The organism is Chloracidobacterium sp., from assembly GCA_016715795.1.
Taxonomy (GTDB): domain Bacteria; phylum Acidobacteriota; class Blastocatellia; order Pyrinomonadales; family Pyrinomonadaceae; genus OLB17.
In genome coordinates this window covers 980,588-1,000,960 of sequence record JADJXP010000001.1, presented here as the reverse complement: position 1 = coordinate 1,000,960, position 20,373 = coordinate 980,588, and the positions used below count along the sequence as shown (strand labels likewise).

Here is a 20,373-nt window from a genome sequence, read left to right as displayed (position 1 = left end):
TTGTAACGTCCCAAATTGAGATGAAAAGTATCAACAAGCTACTCCTCAGGCAGTTCATCACCTGCTACGACGCCGACAGTTGGTTTGTAGCGGTGCGGAATGCGGTTGATGGGCTGACCGCGGCGCAGGCGGCGTGGTGGCCGATGGCCGGGCAGCATTCGATCTGGCAGACGCTCGAGCATCTGACGTTTTACAACTACGCGTATTTCGTACGGTTTAGGGGCGAGGAGTACGAGTATCCGACGGCGGACAACGACGAGACGTTCACCGCGGGCGGCACTGAAGAAGAGTGGAACCAGGCCGTCGAGCGGTTCGATGCCGTGATGACAAATTTTCGCGAGCTGATCGCGGCGGCTGATGATAGCAGGCTGGCTGAGCAGGTCTCGGCCGAAAATACCCGCTCGTGGGCCGAGCTGATCTCAGACATCAACGCCCACAACGCCTATCACGCCGGCCAGATATTGCTCGTCAGAAAACTTCAAGGAAGCTGGAATCCGAACAAAGGCGTTTCCTAGCCATGGCCTGATCGCCGCAGTTCTTCACCTGATCGGCGGCCTCACGCGCCGCAGTGAATAGCTACGAATTTCAAAGCCGATGCGTTAAACTATTGGTTTGACCGAGACAATCGTGAGTAAAACAACAACGAATCTATCCGAATTTATCAAGGAAGCCTTTGGCTCCAACGCTACCTACGTCGAGGGCCTGTTGGCCCGTTATCAAAGCGACCCAAAGCTGGTCGATGAATCGTGGCAGCAGTATTTCGGCGACCTGCTGAACGGCCAGCCGGCCGCCGAACAGGCGGAAACACGACCGGTAGGGAGTGTGCCTGTTGAGCCCGAGAAACCTGGAAAGAAGACCACGATACCAACTCCATCCGGAGCAAACACCAAGCCCATCACCGGTCCGGCAAAAAAGATCGTCGAGAACATGGAGCAGAGCCTGACCGTTCCGACGGCTACGAGCTTTCGCACGATTCCGGTCAAGGTCCTTGAGGAAAATCGCCGCATTGTCAACGAACATCTCGCGGCACGCGGTCGTGGCAAAGCATCATTCACGCACATGATCGCGTGGGCGATCGTTCAAGCCGCGAAAGCCATGCCGAGCCTCAATGTCGGTTACGGCGAGATTGACGGAACGCCTTCGCGGATCGAGAATTCTGGCATCAATCTCGGCATCGCGATCGACATCGAGAAAAAGGACGGCACTCGCAGCCTGTTGGTTCCCAACATCAAGAACGCCGGCGAAATGAATTTCGCCGAGTTCTTCGCCGCCTACAACGACACCGTCAAGCGTGCTCGTGATGGCAAGCTTGAGATCGCGGACTTTCAAGGGACGACGATCTCGCTGACAAATCCCGGAACGATCGGCACCGCCGCGTCGAATCCTCGCCTAATGGCCGGCCAGAGCGCGATCATCGCGACCGGTGCCCTCGAATATCCCGCCGAGTACCAGGCGATGACGTCCGCCGCCCTGTCTTTGCTGGGCATCAGCAAGACGATGACGCTTACAAACACCTACGACCATCGCGTCATTCAGGGTGCCGAGAGCGGGATGTTTCTCGCCAAAGTCCACGAATTCCTGACCGGCCAACACGGTTTCTACGAGGGCATCTTTGCCGATCTCGAGATCAATCATCCGCCTCTTCATTGGGCGCAGGATTACAATCCGCACCTGCTCGGCGGTGACCGCTTTACCGAGCAGGCCGAAAAGCAGGCGAATGTTCTGCAATTGATCAACGCCTACCGCATCCGCGGCCACCTGCTCGCCGATATCGATCCGCTCAACATGACCTCGCACCACGCGAGCGAATTGGATCTCGAGAATTTTGGCCTCACGATCTGGGACCTCGACCGCGAGTTCATCACCGGCGGACTTCATGGCGAAAAGACTGCTACACTACGGCGGATACTCGAGATCCTGCGACATGCATATTGCGGCAAGGTCGGTACCGAATATCGCCACATCCAGGACAAGGACGAGAAGGAGTGGATCCGTGCACGCGTCCGCGAACAGTTTGTCGATACAAAACCACTTGCCCCTCAACTGAAGAAGGAACTGCTGCAAAAACTCATCGAGGCCGAGCAGTTCGAGCAGTTCCTGCACAAAAAATATCTTGGGCAAAAGCGCTTCTCGCTCGAGGGCTGTGAGACGGTGATACCGATGCTCGATCAGCTCGTCGAGGGTGCGTCCGCTCGCGGTGTCGAAGAAATATTCATGGGCATGGCCCACCGCGGCCGCCTCAATGTGCTGTCAAACATAGTCGGCGACGCTGAGAAGGGTGACATGGCCGAGCGCATCTTTACCGTGTTCGAGGGCACATCGCACCCGGATTTTCCGGCCGACGAGGGCGACGTTAAGTACCACCAAGGAGCCGAGGGTCGCAAAACGACAAAAGCGGGACGCGAGATATCCATCTCGCTATCGTGCAATCCGAGCCATCTTGAGGCCGTAAATCCCGTGGTCGAGGGCATGGCCCGTGCCCGGCAGGACGAGCTTCGTAACGGCGAAGAACATACCCGCGAAGAGGCATACGACCGCATAATGCCCGTGCTGCTGCACGGAGATGCGGCCTTTGCCGGCCAAGGCGTCGTGATGGAAACGCTCCAGCTTGCCAGCCTGCCCGGCTATCGCACGGGCGGGACCATTCACCTCGTTATCAACAATCAAATCGGATTTACGACGTCACCGGAGCTGGGACGTTCATCGATCTATTCGACCGATGCCGCGCAGATCACGCAGGCTCCGATATTTCATATAAACGGCGATGACCCTGAGGCCGCGTATCGCGTGATCCAGATCGCACTTGCGTATCGGCACGAATTCAAGCGCGACGTAGTCCTCGACTTGGTCGGTTTTCGTCGCTTGGGGCACAACGAGGGCGACGAGCCGAGCTACACGCAGCCCGTAATGTACGCCCGCGTGAAAGCCCATCCCGGCACACGTCACCTATACGCACAACAGCTCATCCGCGAGGGTGTCATCACCGACGATGACCTGGCCGCAATGACCAATAGCGTCGTCGCGCGTTACGAGGGAATCCTCGCCCGAGCTAAACAGATCGCAGTAGAAAAACCGGCCAAGACGTCCCTCCCGCCGCATTCCGCAGATGAAGATGGATCGAGCGTGGTGCCGACGGGCGTTCCGGCTGCGACGCTCAAGGCCGTCGCCGACAAGGTCTCGCTCGTGCCCGATGGCTTTCACATCAATCCAAAGATGGTCGGCCAGCTTGCCCGACGCGCAAAGATGGGTGACGGCGAAGTGCCGATGGATTGGGGTTTTGCCGAGGCGCTTTCGTTCGGATCTATGGTGCTCGAAGGGATGCCAGTCCGCGTCAGTGGCCAGGACTCGGGCCGCGGCACATTCTCTCACCGTCACGCGTCGATGTATGACACGATGACAGGCGAACGTTGGACGCCGCTTTCCGAACTGCGGAGCGATAGGAACCCGGCCGCTCGCTTCTATGTCTTTGACAGCAGTCTGAGCGAGTACGCCGTGCTCGGCTTTGAGTACGGCTATTCGGTCAGGCATCGCCGCGAACTCGTCGCATGGGAGGCACAGTTTGGCGATTTCTCTAATGGTGCCCAGATCATCATCGACCAGTACATATCCTCCGGTGAAGATAAATGGCAGCAGCCCTCAGATCTCGTCATGCTCTTGCCGCACGGTTACGAAGGGCAAGGGCCGGAGCACTCATCGGCTAGATTAGAGCGTTATTTGCAACTTTGTGCTGAGAATAATCTTCAGGTCTGCTATCCGACAACGCCGGCGCAGTACTTCCACCTGCTCCGCCGTCAGGTCATTCAGGAAATGCGCCGCCCACTCGTCGTAATGACGCCAAAGAGCCTGCTGCGTCTGCCAGCAGCTAGCTCGACGATGGATGAACTGACGGATGGCGGCTTTCAACCGGTCATCGCCGACGCCCGCGAACTCGACAGATCGAAGGTCCGCCGCATCGTCCTCTGCAGCGGCAAGGTCTATTACGACCTCGAAACCGCCCGCGACGAGGGCAATGTGACCGATGTCGCCGTCGTGCGACTCGAACAGTTCTACCCATTTCCGGCCGCAGCCTTGAAGGCCGTGTTTGCCGATTACCCGAACGCGGCCGAGGTAGTCTGGTGTCAGGAAGAGCCGCAAAACATGGGCGGCTGGACCTTTATCGAGCCTCGGCTGAGCGCGATCCTGCCGTCGAACGCAACCCTTCAGTACATCGGCCGCGACGCCTCAGCCTCGCCCGCGACGGGCAGCTACGCGATCCATAATCTTGAACAGGAGCGTCTCGTCAACTCGTCTGTGCGGATCTCAACGGCCGGGACCATGGCGACGAGCTAATAGGTCCCGTGTCCTAAGCTAAAAAACGATCATTATGACATATTCAAAGCTCATCTCTGCGTCGCTTGCCTTGCCGCTTGGCCTCGCGATCATGCTTGCGTGCCAGACAAAGACAGTCAACAGCGGTGAGCCGGCAGGTGGCGCACAACCTGATGCGACACCGAAGAATACCGAGCCGATAACCATCGTCGGCGTTGGCGACATTATGATGGGATCGCCGTATCCTAATGACACGCGGATGCCGCCAAATGATGGTGCGGACCTGTTCAAGGCGTTCACGCCGATCTTATCGAGGGCCGATATCGCATTTGGCAATCTCGAGGGACCGATCGTTGACGGCGGTTCGTCGGGCAAGTGTCGGCCAGGCTCGACAAAGTGCTTTGCCTTTCGCACGCCGACGCGTTACGGCAAGTATCTGAAAGAAGCTGGTTTTGACGTGATGAGCGTGGCGAATAACCACGCGGGCGATTTCGGCCTCGAAGGCCGCACCAGCACGCAAAAGGTGCTCGACGAGCAGGGCATCAAATACGCCGGCAGCCTCGATCCGCCGGCCACGGTCACCTATCTCGCCTCAAAAGGCAAAAAGGTCGCCTTTGTCGCATTTGGCCACAATAACGGCATGCCAAGCATTAACGACATTGACAATGCCCGACGCCTAGTCACTGAGGCGGGAAAACAAGCCGACCTCGTCGTCGTTTCGTTCCACGGCGGTGCCGAGGGCACCGGAGCTCAGCACGTAGTAAACCGCAATGATATCTTTCTCGGTGAGAATCGCGGCAACCTGCCGCTCTTTACGCACACCGTCGTCGACGCCGGTGCCGACCTTGTCCTCGGCCACGGCCCACATGTGATGCGCGGCATGGAGATCTACAAGGACCGCCTCGTAATGTACAGCCTCGGCAACTTCTGCACCTACGGCTGGTTCGGCCTGGCTGCTGAAACCGCCCTCACCATGGCCCTCGAAGTCAAACTCGACTCAAGCGGCAAATTCCTCAGCGGCAAGATCCATTCCGGCCGCCAAGAAGGCAAAGGCATCCCCGTCCTCGACCCATCAGGTGAAGGCCTAAAAACCGTCAGGACGCTGTCCGAATCTGATTTTGGCTCAAATGCCCCGAAAATAGCAGATGATGGGACAATCACAGTGAAATAACCACACGCCTTTGGCGGCAAATGCTACGACTATTTTTTGGCCTTTTGGATCTGTTCGATCAGTTTTGCTGCGCGGTTGCGGGCCATTAGGGGCATTCGTTCGTCGGTCGAGAGCTCGGTCAGCAGCGGCAGCAGGTGCGGCGGGTCAGAGAGCTCATTGCGCTTGTAATAGGACGCAAACGTGTCCATTAGGCCGGGCGTCTGCAGCGGTTGATTCTCGCGGGCAAGTGTTATCTCAAATGCCCATGTGTACTCATTGCTGATGCGGCGATATTCGTCCATCAGCATCTTGGCGTCCTTGTTCTCAGTCCAGTTGTATTTTACGGTTCGCTCGCGGCCCTGTTTTTTCATGGTGATCGTGAGGTTGCCCATGTTCGAGTAATCACGCCCCTTGATCTGATACTCCTCGGTTGAATCGAGAAAATTGAGTGCTGTAAACGCCTTCTTGAGATTATCGAGCGTGACAGCAGAGAGTTGAACAGGATCGCTGACAGGCTCGTCAAAGCCGCTCTTTGAGAAGGCGATCTTGCCCTTTCCGGCGTCATCAAGCTCGATCTCGATCACCTCGTAAACGAAGCCCGGCCGCTCAAATTTATACAAATATACCGGAACAAACTGCTCTGCCGGTCGAACAGCGGAATGGCCGTCCGATGGCCGTTCATTACGCTTTGGCGGGATCGCGGCCGGCGTTGGCTCAGGGATCGGTGATGGCGTCGCTTTTGCCGTTGGAGCAGGTGCCTTCTTCGGCTTCTTGGGCCGCTTGGTCTGTGCGGACAGGCCAAGCGGAATCACTGCCAGTAGGGCAGCCGCGGCGGCGCAGGGCAGCCACCTCTTATAGGACTTACTCACTTTTCTCAAGCTGATATCCGGCGGCCTTCCATGCAGGCGGGCCGCCCTCGAGGGCGTAGGTTGCGGGTATCTCTTTCTGGTTCATCTGGAATGCCAAACTGGCACTCGTGTGCTCGCGCGGTCAGGTGCAGTAAACGATTATCTTCTTGCCCTTCGGCAACTGGCTAAACTTTGCCTCCGCATCGGCACCAAGCGGGATATTGATCGCTCCCGGCAGATGCTCTGCCTTAAAAGCCGCCTCCGGACGGCTATCGACAAATACCACATTGCCGGCATCAAATTCCTTCTTTGCCTCTTCTACCTTGATACGCGGCACGGCGTCGTCATTCTCGTACTTTGTGTAGACGAGTAGCGGTGCCGCCGGCGGCGTGCAGCCAAGAAGCAAAAAGACAACGGAAAACAGCAATAGTACCGTGTTTTTCATCATTACTCTCCCCACGCCGCAAGAACCTCGTCAGCGTGGTTCTCTACATCAACCTTGGCAAAGATCTTGGCGATCTTTCCGTCGGCATCGATCAAAAAGGTCGTTCGCTGGATGCCCATATACTTCTTTCCGTACATGCTCTTTTCGACCCAAACGCCGTATTTTTCTACGACGTCGTGTTCGGTGTCGGCGATCAGCGTGAACGGAAGGTCGTACTTCGAAATGAACTTCTGATGCGACTTCGCGCTGTCGGTTGAAACACCGACGACGACAATATCCTTCTTATCAAATTTGCCGCTCGAATCCCGGAGCGAACACGCTTCCTTCGTTCATCCGGGTGTGTCGTCCTTCGGGTAGAACCAAAGTACGACGCGCTTGCCCCTGAGATCCTTTAACCTGACCGGATCGCCGTTCTGATCTTTGGCCGAGAATTCCGGCGCCTTGTCTCCCTCTTTCAGCATAAGCCTCCGCAAAATGTAAAATCAGTTTAGCATCGAAAAGCGTGAAATATCTAAGCGAAACAAAGGCCCTGAGGTCTCTGGACCGAATAAAGCGAGCATTGCGACAGGCCGTCGCGAGTTACGAACAGAGGGCGAAAAGCTGCCAAACTTGTGAGACGCCCGGCGCCTGTTGTTTGGATGCCCATTTTGTCAATGTTCAGGTAACACGGCTAGAGGCGGTAGCCATTGATCGCGCCCTCGGCCGGCTTTCGCCTAAGCATCGAGCCCTTGTCGAAACGCGCATTGATAACGCGATCAGTGACCACGGCCTGACGAACGGCAACGGCAGCTATGATCAGAAATACGCCTGTCCGCTCTTTGAGGCCGGGATCGGCTGTCTCGTGCATAATGACGGAAAGCCATCGGCATGCATTGTTCACGCTTGCTACGAGGACAGCAGCCATCTGCCGCCCGACGACCTGCAGCAGCAGGCCGAGCATTCGATAGACACACTCAACGCAAGAACCTATGGCCGAGACCGGCAATGGCTGCCGATACCGCTGGCGTTACGCCGCCGCTGAACGGGATCACCTGATGCTTAGCTCGAATGGCAGCAGCAGCATTGCCTCGCCCCGCTGCATTTGATCGAAGAGCGCTGAAAAACGGAATGCCCTGCGGACATCCGCGGGAAGAGATTCGATCAATGCGGCCCGGGCCTGTTCCTGGACCTGCGATGTTTCGTCGTCACCGAAGATCTCTTCCATGAGAGGCCGTGGCTCCGGAAAGACTACTCGCTTGACATCTTTGTCAGCGGGAAGCTCGGCCAATGCCTTCGCGACATCGATCGCTTTTTCAAGGCCGCCAAATTCGTCGATCAGTCCGTTCTGCTTAGCCTGAGTGCCCGTCCAGACGCGGCCCTGTCCCAGCGTATTGGCCTCCTCATGAGACTTGCCACGTCCTTTTGCGACCTTCGGCAAAAAGTTGTCGTAGTAGATCGAGTTTGTCTGGGCAACCATTTTCTCGCGTTCCTCGGGCGTCCATTTCTCGGTTTCGCGAAAGATGCCCGCGTTCTTGCCGCGCATCACATATTCGTTCGTTATCCCAAGCCAATCGTACATCCCCTTAACAACCGGCTTTCCCATAAAGACGCCTATCGACCCCGTGACGGTCGATGGTTCGGCAACGATCTTGTCGGCGTTGCAGGCGATATAGTAACCGCCTGAGGCAGCCACATCGGACATTGAGACAACGACCTTCTTCTTCGCCTTGGCATTCTCAATAGCATTCCAGATCAGGTCTGAGGCCAGAGCCGACCCGCCGGGTGAATCTACGCGAAGGACGATAGCCTTTATCGTCTTATCAGCCGCCGCAGAATTGATCGCTGACACCATTGTGTCGGACCCGATCATCTCGCCGCTGAGCGGGCCGCTCGACGACCGGCCGACATTTATCGCTCCGGAAGCAAAGATCACCGCAATGCGCTCACCGCTATTGAGCCCGAGGCTGTCAGACGGTATCTCGCGATAATCTCCGCCGCGGACCGTGCGGAGCTTGTCATCGGCCTTGTAGCCAAGCGTCGTCTTGATTTCGTCATCCACCTTCTCACGATAAATGGCTCCGTCGATCAGGTTCAGTTCTTTTGCCTGATTGGCATTGTAAGGGGCATCGTCAATGAGGGTCTTGACGTCAGTTGGATCCTTTTTTCTCGACTCTGCGATCGCACCGGTAAACCGTGAAAAGTATTCGTCGAGAACAGCATTGATAACCTCACGCTGGCCGTCGGACATCTCCTTACGCGTATAGCGGTCAGGAGCGTTCTTGTATTTTGGGCCTATCTGGATGACGTCTGCTTCGATACCGAGCTTGTCGAGCGAGCCCTTGTAAAACATCGCTTCTGCGGCAAATCCGTTTACATACAGGTCACCGGAAGGCGGCATGAATATCTTGTCGGCGGCCGTCGCGAGGTAATATTCACGGTTCGTCCCGATCTGCATATAGGCATAAACGGGCTTGCCGGACCTCTTAAACTCGGCTACGGCATCTCGGAACTCATCCGCCTTACCCCAGCCGATATTAGGAAAGTTGATGTCGAGTAGGACGGCGCCGATCCGATTATCTACCTTGGCCTTTCGCAGCTGTGTTAGAAGTCCCGTAAACGATTGAGACTGCGGAATGCCGAATGCCTTGGCAAGCGGCTCTTCTGCCACATAGTCCGGCAGGTCGCCCGATATGTTCAGTATCAGAACGCTGTTTTCGGCGATCGAGGGACGCCCAAATGATCCCGCAGCGACGATGATGGCGATCACGCCGACGATCAAAAGCGCCGCCAGGATACCTCCCAGCAGGAGAAAGATCTTTGTTGTTTTTGAGATAGCCATTGTCTTTCGGACCTAATGGTCGCGCAATTAGCATATTACGCCACCCATGCGGCAAAGGTTCAATGCCGCGACGACGCGAGAGACGTGCGCGGCACAGGTGATTTGGGCTATATTCTAGCTTTATGGCGAAAAAAGGCTCGATCCTCATCTGTGACGACGAAGAGATCATGCGCGATGTGCTCGAGACAATACTCTCGGGAGCGGGCTATAAGGTCGAATTAACAAAGACCGGCGAAGAAGCAATCGCCGCATACGAGGATCGTAGTTTTGACGTCGTGCTAATGGATGTCTCGATGCCGGGCATCGGCGGGCTCACTGCCCTCGAGGAGTTGATCAGGGCCGATCCCGAAGCCGTGGTCTTGATGGTCACTGCATACGCGACGTTCGATACGGCGATCTCCGCGTGGGAGAAAGGTGCAGCCGGCGTGATCCGTAAGCCTTTCCAGAATGAGCAGATCCTCGCGCTTGTTGCCAAGGGTATCCGCAGCCGACGCAAGGAAGAAGAGCGGCGAACGCTCCGCCAGGCAATGGCACGATCGGTGAACCGCGACGGGTTCATCGGCCGCTCTGACAAGATGGAGAATGTGTTTCGGCTCGTCGAACAGGTCGCCCCCGCACGCTCGACTGTTCTCATCACAGGCGAGAGCGGAACCGGGAAAGAGTTAGTGGCAAAAGCGATCCACGAGGCCAGCCCTCGGGCTCAAAATCCATTCGTGGTCGTCAATTGCTCCAATATTCCATCAGAACTGCTCGAATCCGAGTTGTTCGGACATACAAAAGGGGCATTCACCGGTGCTGTCTCCGCAAAGAAAGGCCTATTCGAGTCAGCGGATAGCGGATCGATATTTCTTGATGAGATCGGCGACATTCGGCCCGAAACACAGGTACGGCTTTTGCGGGTCATTCAGGAGCGCGAGTTTACGCCGGTTGGTGACACGCTGCCGGTCAAGGTGGACGTCCGCATCATCGCAGCGACCAATGTCGATCTCAAGGAAGCTGTCCGCAACGGACAGTTTCGCGAGGACCTGTATTTTCGCCTCGCCGTCGTGCCGATCGAGCTTCCGCCGCTCCGCGAACGCCGCGAGGACATACTGCCGCTCGCGCAACACTTTATTCGAAAATACTCGGCGGAAAACGACCGGACTGTCTCCGAAAATATTTCTCCCGACGTCCTCGGTCTGTTGGAAAAGTATGACTATCCGGGAAATGTCCGCGAACTCGAGAATATTATCGAACGTGCCATCGTCATAACGCCCGACGATCATATATCGGTCGAATGTCTCAGGCCTGAGGTCATCGATCCCGAGGCGGCAATGAAGGCGGTCGCAGATACAGAAGGCGCATCGGGCAGCGTTGATCTGGCGCGCGGCGTTAGCTTTTATGATGAGGTGAAGAAGTTTGAGATCGATCTTATCCTACGCGCGTTGGAGCAGACCGGCGGGCACCAGTCGCGGGCGGCACGGCTCTTGGGGCTCAATGCAACTACACTCAATTCGAAAATAAAGAGTTATCACCTCCGGCCTTAGCAAATGACGGACAGTATGGGCCCAACTTTTGCTAACGGGATCAGGCCTCTTGGAGCCGGCGACCTTATCGACCGAGCTTTTCGCTTCTATCGAAAGTCCTTTGGAACATTCATACTGATCGCCACCTCACCGGTGATCGTCGGCACGATATTCTCACTAGGCTGGCTAATGCTTGGGCGCCGGATATTCTCGCTCGGAGCTGACAGGTACTCGGCCGAGAACGCCTTTTACTACGTCTTCGTCTGGCTCGGAAGCGTTTTCATCTGGCTGATCGAGACGATCGCCACGCTAATTGTGATGGGCGGAGCGTCGCGCGGTTTCGTCCGCCATTTGCTGCATGGCGAAGCGATCACATTCAGGAGCACTTATCGAGATGCATTACAGCGCATCGGCGGGCTGTTGGTCGCAGCAACGCTGATAACGTTCATTCTTGGGGCCGTCGGACTGGCCGTCTATTACCTCGGCCTGGTTGCCGCGATATTAGTGATCGCGCTGGTCGCTGCTGCATTCGAAACGATACCGATAGTCGCCGTCCTGCTCTCGATCATTCTTGGTTCGGCAATACTATTCGGCACGACATGGCTCTTTTTCCTTGCCGCTTCGCGATTGGCATATGTCCCGCAGGTCATGCTCGTCGAAGGCCAAGGCGTCTTTGCCGCGATCGGCCGAAGCGCGACGCTGGCCAGCCGTAACGTCAGGCGTCTGGCCGCGCTGTTCATCTTTACAACCGTGGCGACCTATTCGGCGCTTGCATTGCTTTACGTCCCGCTGGCGTGGTATGCGTCATCGCAAGGTGTGCCGTTGATGAGCTTTGATGCGGACGTGATACCGGCATGGTACGAGATCGCTTACAACCTGATCTGGCAGGTGAGCTTTATTCTGCTCTCGCCGGTGTGGATGATCGGGCTCTGTCTGTTGTACGTCGATGAACGAGTCAGACGTGAGGGCTATGACATCGAACTAATGGCCGCGGCCCGGCTTGGAGACATTCCGTCCGTGCCCACCAGCTATCTAAATCCACTGCAGCCGGCCTTGGCCGATCCGACAGAGGGCCACGGTCACTTCACTTCCCTCGGACTTAAATGAGAATGCGGCTGAGGACAATCACAGGCTCCGTTGCCGCATTTGCGGCCGTGATCACCGTGTTTACGGCTGTAGTCGGGGCGGTCACGCTCCGGGATTATAAGCAGCGTGCCGGGTCGGCACGCGAGGTTGTGGCAAGGCTCATCGAGAACGCCGGTGAGCGGCCGCCGGCCCGCGACATTGAGAAGCTCGCCGGCCTCTTGCGGCCGTCGGAGGTGATCGAGTGGCCGTCAGGCAGCGTCGAAACGGACAATGCCTGGCTAGCGCTTGAATTGGATCGCATCGAAGCGGAACCAAGTGGAACAAAACGCCTCGCGATCCTGACCGGTATCGACGAACGGCTGGCCGCAATTGTTCGGGCGGTCGAAGATATAGAAACTGCGGAGGTAGGAACGCGTTCTAAAGACGAAGATAAACAGAAGCTCGCCGAGATCCTCCGTCGTGAGGAGTATCAAAAGGCACAGCAAAAGGAGGAAAGCCTATTCCAAAAATGGTGGCGCGAATTCACAGAATGGCTCGCCCGGCAATTTCCGCAACCCGATATCCCATCGGAACCAAGCGCCGGCATGGGTTCGCTGACCTATGCGCTTCAGATCATCGTTCTACTGGTTGTGGTCGCGATCGTCGGTTTCCTGATCTACAAGTTCGCTCCGGCACTCGCGCGCCGGATCGGCCTCAGGAACAAAGAGAAACGCGATCCGCGCGTGATCCTCGGCGAAAGGATCGAAGCTCACGAGTCGGGCCATGACCTATTGGCCGAGGCCGAACGCCTCGCCCGCGAGGGTGATCTCCGCGGTGCGATCCGCAAGGGCTATATCGCCGTTCTTTGCGACCTGAGCGATCGAAATGTGATTGCCCTTGCCAGGCACAAGACGAATAGAGATTATCTCCGCGACGTTCGTCGTAACGAGAGATTGTTCGACCGCATGCATGGACTTACCGGTACCTTTGAACGCAGATGGTACGGCCTCACGCCGGCCCGCGGTGAAGAGTGGGAGAGCTTCAGAAATGCCTGCCGTCAGACGGTAACGGAGACAGGAAGATGAAACAGCGACTATTGCTGCTAGCAGTATTCGTCTTCCTCATCACCGTCCTGGTGGGCCTTAATGCTGCTTCGTATCAGCAAAAGGAAAAAACGCCCGACAGCGAACTTGCCGCCGACCGCTCGAGTTACAATTCGGGCTCCACAGGCACACAGGCATACTACTCGCTTCTTACCGAAACAGGGCGAAAGGCTGTCCGCTGGCAAGAGCCGCCCTCATCGTTATTGACGAGCGGATCGGCTAAGCCGAATGTGTTCGTCCTGATCGGCAGACTGAAACGAGAGTTAACCGACGAGGAGGCTGAGTCTCTGCTCCGCTGGGTGTCAGAGGGCGGACGCCTCGTTATCATTGACCGCGAGCCGCCTGCAAAACTTGCGACGACGACCGCTAACTGGAGGATCATCGTCTCGAACCAGCAGGTTCCTGCGCTCCTGACGGTCGACCCGGCAGACCAGCAGCAGATGATCGCTGAGACAGCCGCGGTCAAGCCTGTGCAGCCGACAACCCTTACCGAGAGTATTGTCGCGGTTCAGCCTTCACGTTTTTCTTCGTCGATCAGTGCAGTACAGTTTCCCGGCGGGGACGAGGAACGGACGAAAAGCCCGGCTTCGCCGGCGGCCGAGCCAAGCCATATCGCACCGCTCATTCATTTCCCTCTCGCTGATGACGGGTTGGTCATTGACGCGCCGTTCGGTAGTGGAAAGATCGTATTCGTTGCCGATCCCTATATCGTATCCAACGGCGGCATCGCATTGGCCGATAACGCCCGGCTTGGGATAAACCTCGTCAGCGTCAAGGACGGCATCATCGCGTTCGATGAGTATCACCACGGCTTTGGCAGCGACAGGAACCGCTTCCTTCAATTCTTTGCGGGGACGCCAATCATCGGCATCTTTCTGCAGGCAGCCTTTCTTGCGGGCCTGATATTTTATTCGCGCAGTCGTCGCTTCGCCCGGCCTGTTCCCGAACCTGAGCCCGATCGCCTGTCAAAACTAGAGTACGTGACGGCGATGGCCGAACTGCAGCGCCGGACGAACGCCTACGATCTGGCGGTAGAGAACATCTACACGGATGCCCGTGTCCGCATCTGCCGAACTCTCGGCCTCGACACAATGGCTGCGAAACCACGCGAGATCGCGGTCGCCCTGGTTGAGCGGATAGGCGGCAAAGAGGATGAGTACGAAGCGACGCTGTTCAAGTGTGAAGAGATCATTCGCGGCGAGCCGACAGGCAAACGTGAGGTGCTGTCCTTGATCGCCGCACTTCGCGATGTTGAGCAGAAACTCGGCGTTCGTCGTATACAAGGATCAAAAGATGCCGGTTGATACGCTCCTCATTCTGATCGCCGTTTTCTTCGTAACGAGTATCATCGGCGTCGTGACCGGTAGCAATTCGCTTATCGCCGTTCCCGTGATGTTCCAGGCAGGCATTGATGCGAGGATCGCAGTCGCTACAAACATGTTCGGGCTGCTCTTTATGGCGATAGGCGGAACAATTCCGTTTGTCAGGCAGCGTCGGTTCGAGGTTCGGCCGCTAGTGCCGATGCTCGTACTCACAGTCGTCAGTTCTGCGATCGGAGCGATGCTCGTCGGCGTTATTAGTGCCGACGGGATCAAGGTGATCGTCAGCATTGCAATGGTCGCCGTTGCCCTCTTCATCCTTCTCAGGCCGCGAACCGAAAAGGTTAAGGCAACGGCTGCCCCATTGACCTATCTGGTCGTTTTCCTCCTCGGTATCTACGGCGGATTGTTCAGCGGAGGTTATGTGACCGTGCTGACAGCCGTCATGGTCGGCATGTATGGAATGCAGTACGGAGAGGCGGTCGGGGCGACGAAGCTGATCAACGTCGCATCGTCGGGCGTTGCCACGATCGCTTTTATGTGGCAAGGTTTAGTGGACTATAAGCTCGGCCTGATCCTCGGGATCACGATGTTCGCGGGTGCCTATGTGGGTGCACATTACGCCGCAAAACTCGATGAGGTATGGCTGAGGCGAATATTCCTGACGGCCGTATTTCTGCTAGCCGCCTGGACGATCTACGGACTGTTCTAATGCTGACTCACACACCGGCAACGGTTGCACACATCCTTAACGAACTTCGCAAGACCATCGTCGGCGAAGACGATGCGATCGAGCAGATACTTGTCGCGCTGCTAGCCGAAGGGCATGCGCTGATCGAGGGCGTTCCCGGCACGGCAAAGACGCTGACCGTAAAAACACTTGCCCAGATCATCGGCGCTCAGTTCTCTCGTATCCAGTTCACGCCTGACCTGATGCCATCGGACATCACGGGAACGAACGTATTTAATATGCAAACGTCGCAGTTCACGCTGCGGCACGGGCCTGTGTTTACGGACATTCTGCTTGCCGATGAGATCAACCGCACGCCGCCAAAGACGCAAGCCGCCCTGCTCGAAGCGATGGAAGAGCGGCAGGTGACCATCGACGGCGAACGTTACCAACTCTCGCCACTGTTTACCGTGCTCGCGACCGAGAATCCGATCGAATACGAGGGCACCTATCCGCTGCCCGAGGCACAACTCGACCGGTTCCTGATGAAGATCCTCATCGACTACCCCGAGGCGGAAGCCGAGGCTGAGATCGTGGCCCGTTGGGATGCAGGCTTTAATTCGCGGCATCTCGAACAGGTCCAGATCGCTCCGTTGCCCGATGCCACCGCGATCCAACACTGCCGTGCCGAGGTCCGCAACATGCGAATGGAGCCGGGCGTCCGGCAATACATCGTCGAGATCGTCCGGAGAACACGCACGCATCCGACGGTGTTCTATGGTGCCAGCCCGCGTGCGTCAGTCGCTTTACTGCTGTGCTCGAAAGCACTCGCCGCCATCCGCGGCCGCGACTTTGCCACCCCCGACGACATCCGCGACATCGCCGCACCGGTGCTGCGTCATCGACTCAGTCTCCGTGCCGAGGCCGAACTCGATGGAGCCTCCCCTGATGCCGTCATTTCAGACATCGTCAAGACGGTCGAGATCCCCCGATAAACTAGAATTCTTCTTCGTTAGGCTTGCTGCTCGGCTTAGTCGGTATCGGCTTGTCCGGTTGCGGGCCGGGGCGTGTCGTTCGCGGCGGCGGTGTCGCAAGCGGTTTCGGCGTCGTTGACGGCGTGGGGCCGCCGGGCCTGACAGGGTTGCTGGTCACGGTGTTTCCGGCAATATTCGCATTCGCAGGATTGGTCCGCGTGTTCGCAGTCGGTGCCGTTTCCTGGCGCTGGACGCCCGGCGGGCACGGCACGGTGCCGTTCAGGTCAAAGCAGCGATTGTTCGTCTTGTCGTACCAAATGTCCGACATGAACTGGCTGCCGCCGCTACCCGGGACCGTCATCATCGGTCCGGCCGGAGCGACATTCATCGGCAGCGGGCCGGTCGTTATCTGCGGATAGCCGCCGCTGCTCCAGTAGTCGAGGCCGTCACCCGCATTGGCGAGCGGATCGAGCGGCATCGCGGTGTTGGCGTCGTAGCCGGCATAGTTCCTGAGGAACGCATCGGCGATCATTTGGTCCTGAATGCCAGAAGCAGGACCGATCGGCTGGACCGGAAGGCTGCCGGCATCCGTCTGGGCCTGCGTGGTAGGATCGGTCCGTCGGGTCGATGTCGCATAGATCAGAGCGGCGGCGAGCAGACCGATACCGGCCATCGCGATGAATGCGGTTCGCCAGACGTTGGGCTTGGCGGCAACAGCAGTGGCCTCGGCCTTTGGTTCGTCCGCGGTTGCGATGCCGAGACGCCCGGATAGCGTGCCGAGGTCTTCGACGAGCGCGGCCATCGTCTGATAGCGCCGCTCGGGGTCGGCAGCGATGGCGCTCAGGACGATCGGCTCAATCTCAGGATGCACATCACGGCGAAATGCCGACAGCGGAGGAGGCGGTTCGGAATTCTGTTTTGCGAGAACCTCGGCCGTTGTCGCGCCATCGAACGGCACGGAGCCGCTCAACATCTCGTAGAGCATCACGCCCAACGAATAGACATCCGAACGCTGATCGGCAGCCGGAAACTTGCTGCATTGTTCCGGTGCAAGGTATCTCGGATCGGCGTCACGAGCGACATGTGTCGCGTCGCCGCCAAAACCGTAGGCCTTTGCCGTATCTCCGCCATCCGCCTGATCGACAAAGACCGCTCTCGGCTCCAGAGCTCCGTGCAAGACCTGTTTCTCATGGGCAGCGCCGACAGCAGCCGCGATCTGACGGGCGATCCCGATAGCGCGCTTCTCTGTGAGCATCGACTCGCTCGCGATCATATCGCGTAGCGTAGTCGGCGGTGCGTGTTCAAAGACGGCATACGAGACACCTTTCGCATCCGTGCCAAAGTCGGTGATGTTGAGGATGTTCGGATGTTCGAGGGCCGAGGCAGCGCGGGCTTCGTTGACAAAGCGCGTGACCCAACGCTGATCCATGGCGAGGGCACGAGACAATATCTTGATGGTCACGGGCCGCTCCAGCACCTCGTGACGCGCAGTGAAGAGGTCGCCTGATTCGCTTTCGCGGATCAGGCCCTCGATGCGGTATTTGTCCGCTACTAATTTGCCGAGCACGTCGTCGATCATCTGTAATTAGAACGCCTGACACGCCGCCAGGTTGCAACTATATGTCAGAACCGCCTGCGTAAGCGGGCGGCCAGTACCTTTCGAAAGCGACTTATTGCCTCGGAACTGGCCGCCCGCTTACGCAGGCGGTTCTGACAGTGTCCCCGATTAAAGCTTCACAAAAACGATCAGCAGTGCGAACAGCACGAGTGACTCGATCAGCGCAAGGGCGATGATCATCATCGTCTGGACGGTGCCGGCAGCACTCGGATTGCGGGCTGCGCCTTCGGCAGCACGCGAACCGACGAGGCCCTGAGCGATACCGGCCAGACCGGCAGCTAAGCCGAATCCGATGCCGCCGCCGATTGCCTTAGCGGCACCGACGTACTCGGCATTGTATTGAGCAGCAGGCTGCGCCATTGCCGCGACGGCCATCAGAGCGATAGCGAGCGTTGCAAAAACAGTGTATTTGAACTTATTCATTGTGTTATCTCCTATATTTGTAAATAAGAAGACGGTAAACGTACCTGCTCGCGGTATGAGTTCGCCTCGCTTCCGGTATTGCGTGGATTTTATACTCCGTAGAGTCCACGCCGCCTGACGCGTGCGGGCATATTTGCTATAAAACGCAGGTTCGCGTCTCAGTCTTCAATTGTCAAAACATCACGCACAAAGCGTGAATCCTATGCATGAGCCACGGCCGCATCGCCGTGAGCTTTGTCATGATGCTCATCGTGATCGTGCGGAGCATGCGACACCTCGCCAATGTAGATCATCGACAGCAGCGTGAAAACGAATGCCTGCACAAAAGCCACGAAAACTCCTAGGAGCGTCAGGACCAACGGAACGACGAAATGCGTAAATGGAGGGGCAAGGTTCGTGATCTGAACGAATACCTGCTCGTCCGAGAACATGTTTGCAAACAATCGCACGCCCAACGTAAACGGCCTGATCGAGCTTGAAATAATTTCGATGACAAAGATGAGCGGCGTGATAATAAGTGCCATCAATCCAGGCAGCTTAGGCCCTGCGAAATGCTTGATATGGCCAAGCAGGCCGTTCTCGGCAATACCTACGTAGTTGTAATAAATGAACGACGTTAGGCCGAGGGCGAACGTCACATTCACGGAGGCCGTCGGGGACATGAACATCGGGAACTGGCCCATCAGGTTCGAAACGAGGATCAGCACCGCAAAAGTCGCCACGACCGGAAAATGGCGAAAGCCATTGTCGCCAATGACACTTGCCACCATGTCCTTTATCGCTAGATACCCAGCTTCGAGCGTCAACTGGCCCGGCTTTGGGTCATCCTGTGACAGCTTTCCCTTCAGCAATTGGACAAGAATGACCGTGATGATACACGCAATGACAAACATTATCGTGTACCACGGAATGGCATTCTCGGCAGTATATTCACCGCCGAATACCTTTTCAGGCGTCGTGCCGAATTTCGCAAAGAACGACTTCCACATCGGATATGTCGTCGCCATCTGTATGCGATGGACCGGCTCGCCCAAGTAGTGGTTGATGAATTCTACGATCAGCGGGACGTGGTGGCCGCCGCTTTCGGCAAATAACAGCATTCTAAAATTTACTCGAAACTATATTCTTTAATCCCTGTGCGACGATCGCGATCGCGAAAGCCGACAGCCCTAATATCACAGCCGGCATCGGAAACGCACCAGTCAGGTAAACCAGCAGAAGAACGCCGCCGATCGCCAAGTACCTCAAGATGTACTTCGCAGCCAATATCCCAGTCGACCTTACTGCATCAGGCTGGAAAATCTGCCGCGTGACCCTCTCGAGCCAGAAATAATTGCCAAATGCAAGCAGGCCGCCAAACAACACGCCAAGCCCGAACCTCGCCCCGGCGAATGCAAGCCCCGCCGCCGCGCCGACCACAACTATCATGGCCATGGCCGCTAGTATTCCGCGATGTGAAACCGCATGGTCGCCGGTTGCTGAAGGATCAGTATCCTCGTGCATCGCAAACCCTAAATTTTACTAGGAAATCACAAGAATTCAAAGTCGATGATGCTCGTTGTCCTCATCCGGCTGCCAGAGCAATGGTTTGACCTCCGTAGCTTTCTTCGAGGGACTAAACAGCCGCGAACTCAACCGAAAAAACTGAATAAACCCGATAACTGATCCGAAGACGATACCGCCTACCAAGCCCCATGGTGCGGTCCCCAGTACGAGGTCGGCTCCCCAGCCGAGCAGCATCATGAAGGCCACCGAGCAGAAGAACATTATCCCAAGGGACCATGCCAGGCCGCTGCGGCGGGCGGTTTCGGCTGTGGATTCCGGTTCGTAGGGCGACGGGGCGAACTGCGGTTCGGCGTCGGGCAGCTCCGGCAGCCACGGATCACGGGATTCGCGCAAAACGGTCTCAAACCCGCCGAAAGGCTCCTCCGCGTAAGGATCAAAATGTGTTTGCGGCTGCGCCGCTGCGGGTGGCGGAATGAACTCCGGCTCGGGGTCGGGGCGGTTTGGCGCGATCGACGGATCGATCGCCGAGAATTCCGAAAGCCACGGATCGTCGCTGTTCTTCTCGTCCTGAGTGTCAAAAATGCTCTGTACCATCCTTGGTTTCAGCCTAATCGCTAATGA

19 protein-coding genes are annotated in these 20,373 nt (G+C 57.1%); 10 read left to right on the top strand and 9 right to left on the bottom strand.

What is annotated here, in order from left to right; genetic code table 11:
* Positions 1-20 precede the first annotated feature (20 nt).
* From IPM59_04655 to IPM59_04645, 3 genes are all read left to right on the top strand, one after another.
* Complete coding sequence (locus tag IPM59_04655) at positions 21-515, top strand: DinB family protein (protein MBK9214878.1); 495 nt, start codon at positions 21-23, stop codon at positions 513-515.
* 112 nt (positions 516-627) lie between these two features.
* Positions 628-4,329 carry a multifunctional oxoglutarate decarboxylase/oxoglutarate dehydrogenase thiamine pyrophosphate-binding subunit/dihydrolipoyllysine-residue succinyltransferase subunit gene (locus tag IPM59_04650; protein ID MBK9214877.1) on the top strand — a complete coding sequence of 1,234 codons (3,702 nt, stop codon included), beginning with the start codon at positions 628-630 and terminating at the stop codon, positions 4,327-4,329.
* Between the two features lie 34 nt (positions 4,330-4,363).
* A complete protein-coding gene (locus IPM59_04645; GenBank protein MBK9214876.1) occupies positions 4,364-5,479 on the top strand; it encodes a CapA family protein in 1,116 nt (371 codons plus the stop codon).
* Between the two features lie 29 nt (positions 5,480-5,508).
* Here IPM59_04645 and IPM59_04640 read toward each other — a convergent pair whose 3' ends face one another.
* The 3 genes from IPM59_04640 to bcp form a co-directional block, all read right to left on the bottom strand.
* Positions 5,509-6,327 carry a hypothetical protein gene (locus IPM59_04640; protein ID MBK9214875.1) on the bottom strand — a complete coding sequence of 273 codons (819 nt, stop codon included), beginning with the start codon at positions 6,325-6,327 and terminating at the stop codon, positions 5,509-5,511.
* 121 nt (positions 6,328-6,448) lie between these two features.
* On the bottom strand, positions 6,449-6,754 hold the full coding sequence (locus IPM59_04635) for a rhodanese-like domain-containing protein (protein MBK9214874.1): 306 nt from the start codon (positions 6,752-6,754) through the stop codon (positions 6,449-6,451).
* Entirely contained in the window at positions 6,754-7,212 is a 459-nt protein-coding gene (gene bcp, locus IPM59_04630; protein ID MBK9214873.1) for a thioredoxin-dependent thiol peroxidase, read from the bottom strand. Before bcp ends, IPM59_04635 begins: the two co-directional genes overlap by 1 nt.
* Positions 7,213-7,253: 41 nt before the next feature.
* On the opposite strand from bcp, the gene IPM59_04625 reads away from it, so the two are divergent.
* Complete coding sequence (locus tag IPM59_04625) at positions 7,254-7,772, top strand: hypothetical protein (protein MBK9214872.1); 519 nt, start codon at positions 7,254-7,256, stop codon at positions 7,770-7,772.
* 6 nt (positions 7,773-7,778) lie between these two features.
* Here IPM59_04625 and sppA read toward each other — a convergent pair whose 3' ends face one another.
* Positions 7,779-9,569 carry a signal peptide peptidase SppA gene (sppA, locus tag IPM59_04620; GenBank protein MBK9214871.1) on the bottom strand — a complete coding sequence of 597 codons (1,791 nt, stop codon included), beginning with the start codon at positions 9,567-9,569 and terminating at the stop codon, positions 7,779-7,781.
* 122 nt (positions 9,570-9,691) lie between these two features.
* Here sppA and IPM59_04615 point away from each other — a divergent pair, with 122 nt between their 5' ends.
* From IPM59_04615 to IPM59_04590, 6 genes are read left to right on the top strand one after another with little or no spacing between them, the layout of a single operon-like run.
* The gene (locus IPM59_04615; GenBank protein MBK9214870.1) at positions 9,692-11,095 is read left to right on the top strand and encodes a sigma-54-dependent Fis family transcriptional regulator; all 1,404 of its coding nucleotides are present in this window, start codon (positions 9,692-9,694) and stop codon (positions 11,093-11,095) included.
* 3 nt (positions 11,096-11,098) lie between these two features.
* Entirely contained in the window at positions 11,099-12,181 is a 1,083-nt protein-coding gene (locus tag IPM59_04610) for a hypothetical protein (protein ID MBK9214869.1), read from the top strand.
* A gap of 2 nt (positions 12,182-12,183) precedes the next feature.
* The gene (locus IPM59_04605) at positions 12,184-13,224 is read left to right on the top strand and encodes a DUF4129 domain-containing protein (protein MBK9214868.1); all 1,041 of its coding nucleotides are present in this window, start codon (positions 12,184-12,186) and stop codon (positions 13,222-13,224) included.
* Positions 13,221-14,546 (top strand): DUF4350 domain-containing protein, encoded by a 1,326-nt coding sequence (locus IPM59_04600; protein ID MBK9214867.1) that lies wholly within the window; start codon positions 13,221-13,223, stop codon positions 14,544-14,546. Before IPM59_04605 ends, IPM59_04600 begins: the two co-directional genes overlap by 4 nt.
* Positions 14,536-15,273, top strand: coding sequence for a sulfite exporter TauE/SafE family protein (locus tag IPM59_04595; GenBank protein MBK9214866.1), 738 nt, complete (start codon positions 14,536-14,538; stop codon positions 15,271-15,273). Before IPM59_04600 ends, IPM59_04595 begins: the two co-directional genes overlap by 11 nt.
* Complete coding sequence (locus tag IPM59_04590; protein MBK9214865.1) at positions 15,204-16,226, top strand: MoxR family ATPase; 1,023 nt, start codon at positions 15,204-15,206, stop codon at positions 16,224-16,226. Before IPM59_04595 ends, IPM59_04590 begins: the two co-directional genes overlap by 70 nt.
* A gap of 1 nt (position 16,227) precedes the next feature.
* Here IPM59_04590 and IPM59_04585 read toward each other — a convergent pair whose 3' ends face one another.
* The 5 genes from IPM59_04585 to IPM59_04565 form a co-directional block, all read right to left on the bottom strand.
* Positions 16,228-17,784: a serine/threonine protein kinase gene (locus tag IPM59_04585; GenBank protein MBK9214864.1), complete on the bottom strand. Its 1,557-nt coding sequence runs from the start codon at positions 17,782-17,784 to the stop codon at positions 16,228-16,230.
* Between the two features lie 147 nt (positions 17,785-17,931).
* Positions 17,932-18,246 (bottom strand): ATP synthase F0 subunit C, encoded by a 315-nt coding sequence (locus IPM59_04580; protein ID MBK9214863.1) that lies wholly within the window; start codon positions 18,244-18,246, stop codon positions 17,932-17,934.
* A 200-nt stretch (positions 18,247-18,446) separates the two neighbouring features.
* Positions 18,447-19,346, bottom strand: a complete 900-nt coding sequence (atpB, locus tag IPM59_04575; protein ID MBK9214862.1) for a F0F1 ATP synthase subunit A — start codon at positions 19,344-19,346, stop codon at positions 18,447-18,449.
* A gap of 1 nt (position 19,347) precedes the next feature.
* A complete protein-coding gene (locus IPM59_04570; protein MBK9214861.1) occupies positions 19,348-19,680 on the bottom strand; it encodes an ATP synthase subunit I in 333 nt (110 codons plus the stop codon).
* 105 nt (positions 19,681-19,785) lie between these two features.
* On the bottom strand, positions 19,786-20,346 hold the full coding sequence (locus IPM59_04565; GenBank protein MBK9214860.1) for an AtpZ/AtpI family protein: 561 nt from the start codon (positions 20,344-20,346) through the stop codon (positions 19,786-19,788).
* Positions 20,347-20,373 lie beyond the last annotated feature (27 nt).